General features: G+C 30.9%; 17 protein-coding genes and 1 riboswitch. Of the genes, 8 read left to right on the forward strand and 9 right to left on the reverse strand.

Annotated elements, in window-relative coordinates:
• Positions 1-37 precede the first annotated feature (37 nt).
• The 6 genes from ACJDUH_RS00590 (at position 38) to ACJDUH_RS00615 (ending at position 5,012) form a co-directional block, all read left to right on the forward strand.
• Positions 38-769 carry an ABC transporter ATP-binding protein gene (locus ACJDUH_RS00590; protein WP_406763208.1) on the forward strand — a complete coding sequence of 244 codons (732 nt, stop codon included), beginning with the start codon at positions 38-40 and terminating at the stop codon, positions 767-769.
• Positions 770-1,522, forward strand: a complete 753-nt coding sequence (locus ACJDUH_RS00595; protein ID WP_406763209.1) for an ABC transporter permease — start codon at positions 770-772, stop codon at positions 1,520-1,522. It begins immediately after the preceding gene.
• 23 nt (positions 1,523-1,545) lie between these two features.
• Positions 1,546-3,006, forward strand: coding sequence for a HAMP domain-containing sensor histidine kinase (locus tag ACJDUH_RS00600; protein WP_406763210.1), 1,461 nt, complete (start codon positions 1,546-1,548; stop codon positions 3,004-3,006).
• Positions 3,007-3,022: 16 nt separating this feature from the next.
• Positions 3,023-3,712: a response regulator transcription factor gene (locus tag ACJDUH_RS00605; RefSeq protein ID WP_406763211.1), complete on the forward strand. Its 690-nt coding sequence runs from the start codon at positions 3,023-3,025 to the stop codon at positions 3,710-3,712.
• 181 nt (positions 3,713-3,893) lie between these two features.
• Complete coding sequence (locus ACJDUH_RS00610) at positions 3,894-4,736, forward strand: Mrp/NBP35 family ATP-binding protein (protein WP_406763212.1); 843 nt, start codon at positions 3,894-3,896, stop codon at positions 4,734-4,736.
• Between the two features lie 87 nt (positions 4,737-4,823).
• Positions 4,824-5,012, forward strand: a complete 189-nt coding sequence (locus ACJDUH_RS00615) for a ferredoxin (protein WP_406763213.1) — start codon at positions 4,824-4,826, stop codon at positions 5,010-5,012.
• A 90-nt stretch (positions 5,013-5,102) separates the two neighbouring features.
• On the opposite strand, the gene thiT is transcribed toward ACJDUH_RS00615, so the two are convergent.
• The 5 genes from thiT to ACJDUH_RS00640 form a co-directional block, all read right to left on the reverse strand.
• Entirely contained in the window at positions 5,103-5,795 is a 693-nt protein-coding gene (gene thiT / locus ACJDUH_RS00620) for an energy-coupled thiamine transporter ThiT (RefSeq protein ID WP_406763214.1), read from the reverse strand.
• A 101-nt stretch (positions 5,796-5,896) separates the two neighbouring features.
• A riboswitch (TPP riboswitch) is annotated at positions 5,897-5,999 on the reverse strand.
• 56 nt (positions 6,000-6,055) lie between these two features.
• Positions 6,056-6,235, reverse strand: a complete 180-nt coding sequence (locus ACJDUH_RS00625) for a hypothetical protein (protein WP_406763215.1) — start codon at positions 6,233-6,235, stop codon at positions 6,056-6,058.
• Positions 6,235-6,390: a hypothetical protein gene (locus ACJDUH_RS00630; RefSeq protein WP_406763216.1), complete on the reverse strand. Its 156-nt coding sequence runs from the start codon at positions 6,388-6,390 to the stop codon at positions 6,235-6,237. The genes ACJDUH_RS00625 and ACJDUH_RS00630 overlap by 1 nt, the downstream gene beginning before the upstream one ends.
• Positions 6,391-6,608: 218 nt before the next feature.
• Positions 6,609-7,046, reverse strand: a complete 438-nt coding sequence (locus tag ACJDUH_RS00635) for a PadR family transcriptional regulator (RefSeq protein WP_406763217.1) — start codon at positions 7,044-7,046, stop codon at positions 6,609-6,611.
• Between the two features lie 3 nt (positions 7,047-7,049).
• Positions 7,050-7,895, reverse strand: coding sequence for a DegV family protein (locus ACJDUH_RS00640; RefSeq protein WP_406763218.1), 846 nt, complete (start codon positions 7,893-7,895; stop codon positions 7,050-7,052).
• Between the two features lie 246 nt (positions 7,896-8,141).
• Here ACJDUH_RS00640 and ACJDUH_RS00645 point away from each other — a divergent pair, with 246 nt between their 5' ends.
• Positions 8,142-9,260 (forward strand): sensor domain-containing diguanylate cyclase, encoded by a 1,119-nt coding sequence (locus ACJDUH_RS00645; protein WP_406763219.1) that lies wholly within the window; start codon positions 8,142-8,144, stop codon positions 9,258-9,260.
• A gap of 74 nt (positions 9,261-9,334) precedes the next feature.
• On the opposite strand, the gene ACJDUH_RS00650 is transcribed toward ACJDUH_RS00645, so the two are convergent.
• The 4 genes from ACJDUH_RS00650 to ACJDUH_RS00665 form a co-directional block, all read right to left on the reverse strand.
• Entirely contained in the window at positions 9,335-10,465 is a 1,131-nt protein-coding gene (locus tag ACJDUH_RS00650; RefSeq protein ID WP_406763220.1) for a Ger(x)C family spore germination protein, read from the reverse strand.
• Positions 10,443-11,549, reverse strand: a complete 1,107-nt coding sequence (locus tag ACJDUH_RS00655; RefSeq protein ID WP_406763221.1) for a GerAB/ArcD/ProY family transporter — start codon at positions 11,547-11,549, stop codon at positions 10,443-10,445. The genes ACJDUH_RS00650 and ACJDUH_RS00655 overlap by 23 nt, the downstream gene beginning before the upstream one ends.
• Positions 11,536-12,993 (reverse strand): spore germination protein, encoded by a 1,458-nt coding sequence (locus ACJDUH_RS00660; protein ID WP_406763222.1) that lies wholly within the window; start codon positions 12,991-12,993, stop codon positions 11,536-11,538. Before ACJDUH_RS00660 ends, ACJDUH_RS00655 begins: the two co-directional genes overlap by 14 nt.
• Positions 12,994-13,172: 179 nt before the next feature.
• Positions 13,173-13,673, reverse strand: coding sequence for a flavin reductase family protein (locus ACJDUH_RS00665; RefSeq protein ID WP_406763223.1), 501 nt, complete (start codon positions 13,671-13,673; stop codon positions 13,173-13,175).
• A gap of 270 nt (positions 13,674-13,943) precedes the next feature.
• Between ACJDUH_RS00665 and ACJDUH_RS00670 the strand changes: the two genes are divergently transcribed.
• Complete coding sequence (locus tag ACJDUH_RS00670) at positions 13,944-15,482, forward strand: alpha-amylase family glycosyl hydrolase (RefSeq protein ID WP_406763224.1); 1,539 nt, start codon at positions 13,944-13,946, stop codon at positions 15,480-15,482.
• Positions 15,483-15,559: the final 77 nt, after the last annotated feature.

Below are 15,559 nucleotides of genomic sequence, written 5' to 3' on the forward strand. Positions count from 1 at the left end.
AGTTTTGCCTCGCTTAGTTTTAATTGGAGATGATTGATTGGAAAAGGTTTTAGAAGTAAAAGAAGTTACCAAGAAATATAAAAATGGCAGAGGTATAGAAAATATAAGCTTTGACATATATAAAGGAGACATTTATGGCTTTCTTGGGCCAAATGGTGCTGGAAAGACAACCTTAATGAAAATTATCACTGGACTAGTTAAAGCTGATAAAGGTGAAGTGAAAATTTTTGAATATAATCTTAATAATGCTTTTGAAAAAGCGATGGAAAGGGTAGGAGCAATTGTAGAAGATGCCTCAGCTTATGAATACATGAGTGCTTATAATAATTTAAAGCTATCAGCAAGACTTTACTCAAAGGTAAATAAAAAGGACATTGAAGAAGTTCTAGAGCTTGTGGGGTTATTGAAATATAAAGATGAAAAGGTTTCTGACTTTTCTTTAGGCATGAAGCAAAGATTAGCTATAGCATCAGCACTATTATCCAGACCTGATTTTGTCATTTTAGATGAACCAACTAATGGATTAGATATAGAGGGTGTAGTAGAAATAAGAAATACTATAAAAAATTTAGCTGAGAGTAAAGGAATAAGTTTTTTTATTTCAAGTCATCAAATTCATGAGATTGAACTTGTTTGTAATAGAGTAGGAATTATTTATAATGGAAGATTAATTCGAGAGGGTCTGGTTTCAGAAATTTTATATAATAATAAAGAATCCTTAGAAGACTTCTTTATAAGACAGCTTAAAGAAAGCAGGATGGAGGCGTAAATGGATATTGTAATTAAAAACTCAGTTAATGAGCTAAATAAAATATTTTTAAGGAAAAAGAATGTATTCTTTTTATCTTTAACTGCAATGATTACATTGTTTTTTTCTATTGGTTTAAATCTGTTCCAAAACAAGTTTGGGATTACAGCTGTTATTGGATCAAATTATCCCATAGCAGTATTAGGGTTTTTCGTAAAAATCTTTTTACCATTATTCATATTTCTAGCTTCAGCAGATTTATTATCTGGTGAACTGCAGCATAAAACCTTAAAGCTTTCAATTACAAGGCCCATAAGCAGATTTAAGATATATCTATCTAAAAATCTTGCTATTGCAGCATATACAATAATTTACTTACTGGTAATTTTTATAGTTTCAAATTTAGGAGCCATGTTTTTTAGCGTAAAAGGAGATATGGTTAGCGGGATTTTAAGAAGCTTCGCTGGATATGCCATAGATATTATTCCGGCTATAGTACTTACTATTACAGCAGTTTTTATAGCACAATTCTTTAAAAGCAGCAGTACCGCTTTAATAAGCAGTATTTTTATTTATATAGCACTATATTTTTTATCTATGTTTTTTCCAATTGTGCTTCGCTTAAGCTTTACAAATTATTTAGACTTGCATGTTTTATGGCTTTCAGGTAGTATTGGGATACTTAAAATTATAAATACCCTTATGATGGTTGTATCATATGGTATAATATTCTTTAGTGCGGGGTTTTATTTCTTTGATAATAGGAATCTGTAGAATGAAGGTTTAAGGTGATAGCTATGTCTTTAAGAATAAGACTAATAATTTCATATGTTGCAATGATATTTGTTCCAATAGCTTTATCAATTGTTACAGCTATTATAATCATGGTCATTTTTTTGAGAAGCGCTGCTGGAATTTACAACATAAATTTAACTATTAACCCCTATAAACAGATAATAGAAAAGGGTGTTAACTTATACAATGATATTAAAACAACTACAGAAAGCAATCCCGAAAAATTTCAAGACAAAAGTTATATTTCTCAGCTTGATAGCAAATTAAGCAGGGCTAATTCAGGAATTATAATTAGGAAAAATAATGAAATTATATATACTTCTAAGATTCTTGATAACTCCCCAATTATAAAAAATCTACCTAAGTTTGGAAGAAGTAACGAAGATAAAGTTGATCACATGGAGCTGCGAGGGGATTCCTCTTTAATAAGGCAGCAGGATTTTTATTTTAAGGATAATAGTGAAGGGACTATTTTTTTAGTTACTTATATAGGACCACTGGCGAAAATAATAGAAAGACTTATTACTACAATAATTATTGCAATTATACTTATTTTAATTTTAACTGATGGAGTCTTAACCTATTTAGTTTCTAGAAGTGTTTTTAAACCTATAGAAGAATTAAAACATGCAGCTAATCAAATTAAAGAGGGTAATTTGGACTTTGAAATAAAAACAAATTCTAAAGATGAAATAGGAGAACTTTGCCTAGCCTTCGAAGAAATGCGAGGTAAACTCAAAGAGTCGGTAGATATGCAATTTCAATATGAAAATAATAGGAAGGAATTGATTTCTAATATTTCACATGATTTGAAAACACCTGTTACAGCCATAAAAGGCTATGTTGAAGGCATTATGGATGGAGTAGCTGCATCACCTGAGAAGATGGATAAATATATTAAGACCATTTATAGCAAAGCTACTGACATTGACAGGTTAATTGATGAGCTGTTTTTATTTTCAAAGCTTGATTTAAATAAACTTCCCTTTAATTTTGAACTCACAGATATTACTTCTTATATGCAGGATTGTATTGAAGAACTTCAATTAGATTTGGAAAAGAAAAACTTTGAATTAATATATCACAATTATATTGAGGGCAGTAGTACTGTCTTAGCTGACAGAGAGAGAATAAAAAGAGTAATTACTAATATAGTAGAAAACGCTGTTAAGTATACAAAAAATGAAAATGGCAAAATAGAAATAAATTTAAGTAAAAATAATAACGATGTACAGTTTCAAATTAAAGATAATGGTCAAGGTATACCAGAAAAGGATATTCCATATATTTTTGATAGATTTTTTAGAGCAGATTTGTCTAGGAATACATTAACTGGAGGCAGCGGCCTTGGACTTGCAATTGCTAAGCTAATTATAGAGGAACATGGCGGGAGTATTTGGGCTGAAAGTACTGAAGGAATAGGAACAAGTATATATTTTACATTAAAACAGAAAGATATATAAAAAGGTAGTGGGATAGATGAAGAAAATACTCATAATTGAAGATGAAAGAAGCATTGCAGAGCTTGAAAGAGATTATTTAGAAATTGATGGTTTTCAAGTTGATATTGAAGAAGATGGAGAAAAGGGCCTTAATAGAGGAAAGAATGGAGATTATGATTTAATAATCCTGGACTTAATGCTGCCCAGAATGGACGGCTTTGAAATATGTAAGCAGATACGCCTAGAAAAGGACATTCCAATTCTTATGGTATCAGCAAAAAAAGAGGATATTGATAAAATAAGAGGCTTGGGCCTGGGCGCTGATGATTACATAACAAAACCTTTTAGCCCAAGTGAATTAGTGGCAAGAGTAAAGGCCCATCTATCAAGATATGAAAGACTTATGGGTAAAACAGATAATAAGAAGGAAGAAATTAGAATAAGAGGCCTTTTCATAGATAAGGCTTCAAGAAGAGTTTATATAAATAACAAAGAAGTAACCCTAACCGCAAAAGAATTTGATCTTTTGACACTTTTAGCCATGAATCCTAATAGAGTATTTAGCAAAGAAGAATTATTTGAACGTATTTGGGACTTGGATTCTATAGGCGATATAGCTACTGTTACAGTTCATATTAGAAAATTAAGAGAGAAAATCGAAGCTGATCCCTCTAATCCACAATACGTAGAAACTTTATGGGGAGCAGGATACAGGTTTAAAATATAAATGATATTTATTTTCATTAGAAAGTGTTATAATGTTATTATCTAAAAAGGAATACAGGAGGCACAATGATTAATAATCATTGTGTTCAGGTAAAAGTCCTAAATGGACTTTTACGGGCAGTTTGCGAATGGAATGAGCAAGCTCAAACTGCCCAGTATAAAAGGAATACAGGAGGGTTTGTATGAGCAAATGTGATAACTGTGCTAGTAAAGGAAAATGCGGCAGTAATGAAGCTACCTGTTCTGCATTAATTCCAAGCTACGGCAGCATTAAAAATATAATTGGAGTAATGAGTGGAAAAGGTGGAGTAGGTAAATCTACTGTTACAGGCATTCTTGCAACTAAACTTAGAAGTCTTGGATACAAGGTTGGAGTTTTAGATGGTGATATAACTGGACCTTCTATGCCTAGATTCTTTGGCATAAATGAAAAGAGAGCAGATATAGTCCAGGGCAAAACTGAAGAGGAGGCTAAATTTATTCCAGTTGAAACAACTACTGGCATAAAGGTAATTTCTTTAAACCTATTAACAGAGGAAGAGGAACAACCAGTTATTTGGAGAGGTCCAGTGCTTACAGGTGTTATGACTCAAATGTTTAGAGATACTGAATGGGGAGAACTAGACTATCTATTAATAGATATGCCTCCTGGAACAGGGGACTTAGCCCTTACAGTTATGCAGAGTATTCCCCTTAACGGTGTTGTAATAGCAGCTACTCCACAGGATATGGTTACTATGATTGTTAAGAAGGTAGTTATTATGGCACAAAAGATGAAGATAAGAGTATTTGGTGTTGTTGAAAATATGTCTTACATTAAATGTGGAAACTGTGGTGAGAAACTAAAGGTATTTAGTAAAAAATCTGGAAAAGAACAGGCAGAAATCTTAGGAATACCTTTAATAGCTGAGCTTCCAATTGACCTTGACTTAGTAGAAAGCATGGAAAGTGGAAGAATTGAAGACTTTATTAATCTATCCTCAGAATATAATGACTTATTAAGAAACTTCATGAATCTACAATAACTTTTGTTATAATTAGTGTAAAATAGGAAACAATATTATTGTTAATTATAAAGTTTTGTATTTTCTTTAAGAAAGAGGAGGATTTTTATGAAAGCAATTGTTGATAAAGAAACCTGTATTTCCTGTGGATTATGTCCATCCTTGTGTCCTGAGGTTTTTGAGATGGAGGATGACGGCAAGGCTGGAGTTATCACTGAAACAGTTCCAGCTGAGGCTGAAGGAAGTGCTAAGGAAGCAGAAGAGTCCTGCCCAGTAAATGCTATTTCTGTATCATAAAGAATATTAAAGACACTGAATTTTCATAGTTCAGTGTCTTTTTTAAAATAATAACCTTTTTTAAAAATTTTAGGCATAAATAGCTAAAAATTAATTTTTAATTGTTGATATATTTTGCTTATTTATTACTGAAAATATTTGTTTTAAAGGCAGTATAGCAAGCACAATTAAGCAGAGAATTGCATCAGGCGCAAGGTAGCCCAAATTATAGAAAAAAGAGTAATAAGCTGCAGACATACCTTGAGGAGCATAGCTGCCGTAGAATATAAGACCAGATATAAAATGAAAAATAAATCTTACCGCAATAGATATTAGTACTCCAACAAGCATGGTGAATTTTGACTTATTTCTAAAATAGCCAGCAATACCAATAGCAGAAAAAGCTAAAGGATAATCAAAAAGAACTTGTACTGGATGTAATATATATGGTGCTAGAATAAAATCGATCACTCCAAAAAGAATTCCTGTAAGAAAACCAATTTCTGGTCCATAAAATAAGGCAATAATAAAAATGGGGACCATGCTTCCTAATGTGGCGCTGCCACCCATAGGGGCCTGGTAAAACTTAATCATTTTTAAAACTGTTCCTAGTGCAAGAGCAACTCCCACATTTGTAATTATTGAGGTAGAAAGCTTAATATTTTTTACCTTAATGAAAATAATTGCTAAAATTATTAAACCAATAATCGCAAAAATTGCTGCAGGATGTTTGGGGACATCTGCAAACCCTTGACTAATGCCGCTAAAATCAATTCCTGAAAATTTTAAACTAAAACCATTCATACAAATTCTCCTCTTTTCTTAGTGCTAAGAAATGTCTTAGATTAATATTGCCTCCACTATTTAGAAAAATAAAAAAACCGTATTTTGGAATACGGTTTTATATCTAAGTAAAATCGCTTTCCTACGCTGGTATTAACCAGATCAGGTATGAGGGTTATTGGATTAAATCCTTTTCTCAGCCTATAGGCACCCCTAGCACAAATATATTAACTTATATATATTATAGTACATTTAGCAGCTTTTAACAATGACTTTTAAATTTAAATTATAATTTGACCAATTGTGTGATTAACCATTTGAAGCTTACTAGGTTCAAAGTTAATTGTAGAACCAGCTTTTACGTTTGATGGCAAATGAGCTAAACCGACGCAGATGTTTCTACCATCAGGAAGGGAAACATATGCTTCAGTACTAAATACTTCAATTACTATTCCATGCATTAGCTTTCTTTCCTATTCTTAATAGTTTTATCGATGTCATGAGCAGTAGTTAGGCTATTATCCATTATATCTATTCCTTCACCAACTGGCCCTTTTCTCTTGTTTGCCATAGGTACCTTCCCTACAATACCTTTTTTGCTTTTTCCTGTAGCCATTTCATCAACTCCTAATTTAATTTAAACTATATTAAATATTTAAAATGCTTATATATTTAATATAGTAATCATAATTATTTTTGACTATTGTCTTTTAATTATTCAATTAAATTAAAAGTTACTAATATACTAAGAGGGACTATTTCAAAAAAATTTATATTAATGTATATTTTGAGATAGCCCCTCATTTACTTGCATTTATTTTTATATACCTGAAGTTATTTATAATAAAGATCATTATAAATAATTTTAAAAACCTCTAAAGCCTCTTCTATCTTCTCCTTCAAAAGTGCTTTCTTACTTTCAAATTCTTTAATGCCTTCCTCAGTTAAGGTATATATTTTTTGTATTTTCTTTTTTTCATCATCCCAATTACCAATAACAAGATTATTTTTTTCAAGTCTTTTCAAAAGTGGATATATTCCTCCGGTACTAGGAATCCAATTGCCATTGGTTTTCTCTCCGATTTTATGTGATATATCGTTACCGTTTGTGGGACCTAAGCTTAGAATATATAGAACATATAAAGGTAGAAGACCCTTTGTAAAAACTTGACCTACAGCCTCTTTCTCATTTTTAATCTTTTTAAGCTCATTTAGTTTTTGCTTATATTCCTCATAAAGCCGTTTTTCTTCAGCTTTTATATCTCTATCCATCCATTACACATCCCTTGCTACAACCACTCCCAAAAGGCCTGGGCCAGTATGAACACCTAAGGCAGGACTTATATCTCCAAAATGAAGAGCAGTTAAATTAGCTTCGCCTAGGAAGGAATCATAAAGCTTTTTACCTTCCTCTAAGGCACCGCCCTGCAGAACAAAAATTTTTGCTTTGGCAGTTTTAAGTGTCTCTTTAGCAATATTTATTAATTTATTTATAGATTGCTTTCTCCCTCTTACCTTTGCATAGGTAAAATATTTACCCTCTTCATCAACTGATATTATAGGCTTTATGTGCAGAAATTCTCCAATAGTAGCAGAAACTCTGCCTATTCTGCCTCCTTTTTTTAAATATTCTAAGGTTTCAACCACATAGTATACTGAAATACGATTTTTAATGGATGGAAGCACATCTACTATTTCTTCAAAACTTTTACCTTCTTTTATAAGATTGCCGCATTCCACAACTATTGCACCCAAGCCAGCAGAAAGGGTTTTGGAATCAAATAAGCAGGTTATTAAATTTGGATGATTCTCACTTACAAGCTTAACTGCATTAAAGGTTCCAGATAGGCCAGAAGATATTGTCACAGCAATAACATGTGTATAGCCTTCCATTTCAAGTGTACTATAAATAGTTTCCATGTCTTGCATTGAAGGCATTGATGTAGTTGGAATTTCTATATTTAGGTTGTCATACACCTCTTTAGGAGTAATATTAACCCGGTCTATATACTCCTTATCCTTATAAATAATTCTTAAAGGCATTATTTTTACGTTGTATTTATTTATTAAGTCTTCTGTTAAATCACAGGAACTATCAGAAATCAAAGCTATTTTACTCAAAATGTTTACAACCTCCATATAAATTTATAGTATTATTATATATCACTATTGATACCATTATCAATAGTGATAATGACAAGTTATACATTGTAAATAAAATATTTATAAGAGTATTAAAATCATTAAGGTTTGATACTTCGAAAATGATTGTAAACCATTAGATTTAGAATTATAATTTTCAGTAGATATATAAGAAATGGCCATCATTTAGATATTATTAAATCATAAGAATTAGGGGATGAACTTATGGCGGGAAGCTTAATTTATATTTTAATCTCTATAACAGGAGTTGTGGTCATTTTAGTAATTTTGCAATTTTTAGAACTAAAGAAAATAAGAAGTAGAATGGAATACAATGACAAAGTGAAAAATATATTATTTGAAGTTGCAGAAAAAATTATTAAAGCCACTTCAGAAAATGAAGTGTATAGTCTTATTTTAGATACAGCCATAGAGCTAGTACCTGGCGCTTCAAAAGGAAGTATTTTATTAATTGAAGAAGATAGCTTATTTCATTTTAAAACTGTTAAAGGTTTTTCAGATGAATTAAAGAAAATGACTATAAAAAAGGAAGAAGCTTATCTATATAGTATTAATAACTTTAGTGAAACAGCTATAATTAAAAATCCAAATAGCTTTGATGAAGATGTGATGAATGAGGAGAATGTAAGAAGCCTCAAAAGCTTTGAAGCCTTAGATATAAGCTGTACTCTAACCTCTCCAATCTATATGGATGAGAAACTAATAGGTATGATGAATGTAGATAGTACCTTAGCTGGAAAGACCTTTACCGATGAGGATTTAAAGCTTATGAATTACATAAAAAATGAACTTCAGTTAGCTCTTAAGAATTCTTTTATTCAAAGCAAACTTAAGTATATGGCAAACTTTGATGAACTAACAGGACTATACAATAGAAGGCTTTTTAAAGAGCATTTAACAAGTGAATATTTAAAAATAATGAGATATAAGACTGAGGGCTGCCTGGTGCTTATTGATTTGGATAATTTTAAAGTTATCAATGATAACTATGGGCATAATGTGGGAGATAGAGCTTTGAAGCTTTTTGCAAATGTATTAAGAGAAAATATAAGAAAAACTGATGTATATGCCAGAATGTCAGGTGATGAGTTTGTTATTTTATTTGTAAATTGTAATAAAGCTAATGCAATTGAAAGAATGGAATCCATTAGGAAAGTTGCAATAAAGACGAAAATTGAAAATATACCCCTTGGCTTTAGCTACGGTATTTGCAGTATTGAAGCTGATTCTAATTTGAATTCTGATGATATATTCGGCATAGCAGATAAGGAAATGTATCTTGATAAAAATGAAAAAATAAATAGATTAGCTGACAATTATTAAAAAACCATAACTTCAATTAGTTGTAGAGGCCTAATCAAGGCCTCTAGTTTATTATGTGAGTAAAATTGTAAGTTTTATTTTATAACACCATAGCGTACTATATTTACCTCTGTATCTACATTAAAAACTGCTTTAGAATAAAAATCTTTCCACTTATTATTTGACCAGTAGTTATTATTTTTGGCTCTAATTATATCACCAATACCTATTGGGTCACTTCCTACCTCCTGAGTATATTTTAGAAGCTTTAGGCACTCATCTTTAATTTCCTTTGACATGAGTTTTTCGTATTTAATTTGTACTGTTTTTTTATCAACATGATCCCATTGATGTTCTTCATAAACACCACTAAATTTTAAGCTTATATCAACTATTGGTATATTATCTTCTATATGGATTTTAATTTTTCTTTTGGGCCTGTATAAAAGCATAGAGGTTCCAGTCTTTCCAGACTTATCATTTTCAGGGCAATCTAAGGATGTAAAGGTATAAGTGGTATAATTTAACTTTCCCTTCAAGGCAAGGAGTAAAGAGGTATCCTTTTGATTAAGTTTACCCACCATTTTATCATAATTAAATAATGCACAGCCTAAAATATGAATGCCTTTTGTCTCTTCATTTTCAATCTTAACTAAAGGTGTAATGGAATCAATACCTTCTGCAAAGGAATAAGAAGTAAATTTGAATATAGAGGTATCGGGACAATTGCCCATTTTAGAATTTGTTTCAATAAGCTGATCCAAGTAAAATGAAGGTCTTGGCTTATCTTCTAACTTTTGAGTAAAGTCAAATAAAAATTTTGGGCTGTCTTCACTTATTACAACATATGCAATGGCAGGATTGGAAGAATCTCGTTCAAAGATTTCTAAAAGATTAATAATGCCTTTTTCAGCTAGCGCTTCAGAAATAACAATCTGCTGCACCTTACCTCCTTCTAAGGCCTTTGAGGATACATTTCGGGACTTAGTTCTAAATTCTCTAAGGGTTCCAGCATTACCAGAGATGAATTCTACCTGCTCCGTTTTCTTAGGATCAGCTACCGGTGTTGTATAGGAAAGAAGAAGACCACCATCACTTGAATTTTCAATGCCAACCTGCAAAATGAAGCCTATTTCTTCATATATTCTTTGATCCCAGCAGCCTGATAAAACTATAATGGGTATATAAAATATTAATAACAATTTAATTATTTTTACTTTTCTCAAGTTTAACACCTCTTTTGCTTATAAAGGAAAATCCAAAAGAAAATATTAATATACCAATGATGCTTAAACCCATAAAGCCTATAATATCTGTAAAACCATATATGTCAACTAAATCCTTTTGTATATCACCTAAGAAAATAATAATTAAATCAAATAAAATAATAGGATACCATTTATTATTAATATCAAGTAAAATATCTAAAAAATGATATGAGCAAAAGTAGTAACTTCTAATTGAAGAACCCATTACAGGATACCACAGAAGAATAAATATCAAATCCAGTCTTTCAAGGATTGGAACTCTTATGGAGGTTATAATATTAAAAAGAGGAAAGGCCAATAGCTTTAGTTTCCACTCACCAACATAAATTGTTGAAATTAATATAATTAAAGTAGAAAAAAAGGTAGTAAAAATATTGGCAATGAGGGCGTACTTGGTGAAATTTTGCTTATCTGTTACATAGGGGTAAATAATAGGTAAAAGCTCAATACCTAAAAAACTAAAGCCTGATAAAAGCATGCCATTTAAAATACCTTTTGTTCCTGAGATACCAATGGGCATTGCAAAGGTTAACCTTCCATTTTTTGATATAAATAAAAATAATATTATAGTTAAAATATAAATAGGTAATATTGTATTATCAAATCTGGCTGTTGCTTTTAAGCCTTTGAAACACAAATAAATAGTGGGCAGTGAGGTAAAAACTGACAAAACTGTTAAAGGTGTTAAAGTTAAAACAGTTACTTTAATTAGTTCGCTGTATAACCTAAAAATCACAATACAAGTAAAAGTAAGATATAAGAAATAGCAAAAATTTAAAAACATCCCTATGTATTTTCCATAAAGGAATATATTAATTTGAAAAATAGATTTATTAGAATATCTTTTTAAAAAGCAGCTGATTATATAAGTACACAATATGGATATAGCGCCTGATAAAAGTACGGATATCCAGCCATCATGACCAACCTTCTCAGCTAAGGTACTAGGAAGAGTAATAATGCCAAAGCCTATCTGTGATGAAATAAGAAAAGACATCATCTGCCTAGAATAAATAAAATGTTTTTTATTATTTCTCATCATCAAATCCTCTTTTCTTATCTAAAGGCTTAGATATATCAGGTCTTTTTTTCAAGAATTTAAAAGGTACCCGGATAAATGCATTCTTAAGATCCTCTAGTTTTAAAGGCGCTAATGGCTGCAGATATGGCTGACCCAGGGACTCTAGGGATATTAGATGAGCTATTAGAAATATTATACACACTAATATACCAACAGCCCCAAATACAGAAGAAACAAGCATAATCATAAATCTATAAAGTCTTATTGCGATTCCCATGTCATTAAGTGGAGTTACATAGGAGGCTATGGCGGTTATTGATACAACAATAATCATTAAAACACTTACAATTCCTGCTTGAACAGCAGCCTGCCCTATAATAATACCGCCAATAATACCAATGGAGGTACCTACATAAGTTGGAAGTCTTATTGAGGCCTCTCTTAATAATTCTATAGTAACTTCCATAATTATGGCCTCAAAATAAGGAGGAAAAGGAACCCTTCCTCTTGATTCAGCTAAGGGAATCAAAAGCTTTAAAGGAACCATATAATAATGAAAGGAAGTTACTGAAATATAAATAGCGGGTAATAATAATGCTATGGTAAGAGCAAATACTCTTAAAATTCCAAGGAAAGTTCCAAGTATCCAGTGGCTATTAAAATCATCTTGAGTTTGGAAAAATGAAAAAAAACTTACAGGTGCAGAAATGACCACAGGAGTTCCATCAACTATAACAGCAAGGCTGCCTTCTAGCAGCAGAGAAACTACTTTGTCAGGTCTTTCAGTTGCTATAAACTGTGGAAATGGCGAGTTTGGTGAATCAGAAATCATCTGTTCTATGTATCCGCTGCCTAATATTCCATCATAATCATACTTTTTAATTCTATTTTCCAAGTCTTGTAATATTTCTTGGTTAGCTATCTTGTTTATATATGCTATATAAATATCTTGATTCGTTGAAGTGCCTAAAGTTATTATTTTAAATTTAAGATCATTATTTCTAATTTTTCTTCTCAATATGGAAACGTTAGTAGTGGCACACTCTACAAAGCCTTCATGGGAACCTCGTATATTTTTTTCAGATTCAGGCTCACTAATACTTCTTTTTTCAAATTTTATTAGATTGCAGGAAACCGCGAAATTTATACCTTGTGCAATAAATACTGCTCTGCCTTGAGTGACATCTTTCATAATTGAGGGGGTATCGTATATAAGTGATAATCTAGCTATAGGTAGAGTTTTTATAATTTTTTCGTTTTTTAAATTCTCATAGTTAAGTGACATAAGAGGCTTAAAAAAATCACGTTGAAACAAATCTAAGTCAACAAGACCAACAACAAATATAAAATATCCTTCCAAACCATTACTGAGGGACACCTGTCTAAAAATTATGTCAGGACAATCTTGAAATTTATTTTTTAAAGTATTTACTATATCTTTTATATTAGAATTTGCTAAATTCACAAGCCTCACCCCAATATGTGAAAATAAGTGTTTAAATTAGGTTTAGACTTTTTTAGAAGATTTATGCATGGAAGGGAGTTAAAACAAAAGGCTTTGCCTAAAAAAGCAAAGCCTAAATTTATGGTATTTTCCATGAAAAACTTTTATAATTCATGTGCATTTATTTAGCTGAAATTATTTTATTTAACGTAGCAATTTACGATTTCTCCATAGTAAATTGTATGATAATCATCATCTTTGTAGCTGATGTTTTTTATTTCTTCAGAAAGCATATGAGGATCCATCTTTTGTTTATAGACTATTTTGCATTCATAGTGGAGTTCACACTCTCCAATTACAGGTGTTGAAACTGATTTTCCAGGTTCCAAAGTTAGTGGGCACTCTTCATATTTGTTTATGTCTCTTCCTGATTTTGAACCATAAAATCCAAGAGCCTTTCTTAAGTCATTATTTAGTGGAATACTAATCGTAAATTCATTAGAATTCTCTATAAGCTCATAAGTATATCTTGATTTCCTAACTAACACAGTAAAAATTGGTTTATTCCATTCAAAACCAATATTTCCCCAGCTTATGGTCATAGTATTAGTTTTATCTCCGCTTTTTACAGTAAGGAAGGCTCCTTGCTTATGTAAATAATTCATGGCTTCTTCAAGTCTTTGGGTAAAATTAACTGACATTATACTCTCTCCCTTCAATGATATTACTTTTATATTTTATCATAAATTATATTTATTACCCATAAAAGATTAAAAATACAGTTGCTACTAAAAATTAATTTATATAAGAGCTTGAAAAGAAGGTGAATTGTAGAGAAAGCTTCCTTTTTATAATTATTAAAATAAAATGAATATTATATTTTTTTATTCAAAATTAAATGTTATAATTACCTTAATTATTGAGCTGGTTTTATATTTATTATTATTTAATTAAAATTATATGGAGGTGTTATGATGAAAAAAAGGTCTATGGCCTTGGTGCTGATATTAATTTTATTTAGCACTTTATTTTTTGGCTGTAAAAAACAAACGATTGCACAAAGTACTGAACTTCAAAAACAAAATTATAATGGAAGAGTATTCTATGAAATATTTGTAAGATCCTTTAACGATAGTAATGGTGATGGCATAGGAGATATTAAGGGTGTTACACAAAAGTTAGATTATTTAAGTAAGGATCTAGGTGTAACAGGTATTTGGCTTATGCCAATAAACGATTCACCTAGCTATCATGGCTATGATGTTTCAAATTATTATAGTATTAACAAAGATTATGGAACTTTAGAAGATTTTAAAGAACTTATAAAGGAAGCACATAAAAGAAACATTAAGGTGATTATGGACTTAGTAATAAATCATACCAGTATTGATAATGCATGGTTTAAAGAAGCTGCTAATGATAAAAACAGCAAATATAGGAACTATTATATTTGGGCAGATAAAAATACAGATGTAACAGAAGGATCCCCTATTAGCCCCCAGCCTTGGACTCCAATGGGTGAAGATTATTATTACGCTCTTTTCTGGAGCGGAATGCCAGACTTAAATTATGACAATAAAGATGTAAGAGAAGAAATGAAAAAAGTTGCAAAATATTATTTAGATTTAGGCATAGATGGCTTTAGACTTGATGCAGCAATGCACATATATGAAGATAACAATAAAAATGTACAGTGGTGGAAGGAATTTAATGATTATGTTAAGAGTCAAAATAAGGATGCAGTTTTAGTTGGTGAAGTTTGGGACAAGACCGCTGTTATTAGCCAGTATATGCAGAGTCTCGATTCTGCTTTTAACTTCCCAGAAGCAGATGCAGTAATGAACATGGTAAATAGCGGGGACGTGGGTAATACTGCTTTTGTACTTACAAATGCCTATGAACAGTATGCCTTAAAAGCTAAAAATTATATAGATAGCCCTTTTTTAACTAATCATGATCAAAATAGAATTATGAGTGTGCTAAATGATGAAGATAAAGCAAAAAAGGCAGCAGCCGTGCTTTTAACCTTACCCGGAACTCCATACATCTATTATGGAGAGGAAACTGGAATGACTGGCGCAAAGCCTGATGAGAAAATTAGGGAGCCTTTTATATGGGACAATAAAAATACTAAACTGAATGCATCTTGGGAAGCTTCCACAAATGATATCAATAAAGTGGCTGTAAATGTACAATCACAAGATAAGAATTCCTTACTAAACTTTTATAAACAGATGATCTCACTTAGAAACAATAGTGAAGAGCTTAAATATGGCAGCTTTGAAGCACTAGATACAGTTAATACAAATATTTATGCAATAAAGAGGACAAAGGATAATAACAGTACCTATGTTTATATTAACTTAAATGATGAACCTGCTAAAGAAAAAATAGATATATCAAAGGCAAAAATACTTTATTCAAATAAAAGAAAAGAAAGTAAATTAAGCTTTAAAGGAAACTTAGACATTGAAGGTAATGAAATTTTAATATTAGAAAAAATAAAATGAAAATATTTTCAGAAAATATATTGACTACTTGGAAAACGTGAGATATAATTTAAACATAAAGTGCAAACGGTTGCACA

The organism is Candidatus Clostridium radicumherbarum, from assembly GCF_045310525.1.
Taxonomy (GTDB): Bacteria; Bacillota; Clostridia; order Clostridiales; family Clostridiaceae; genus Clostridium_AT; species Clostridium_AT radicumherbarum.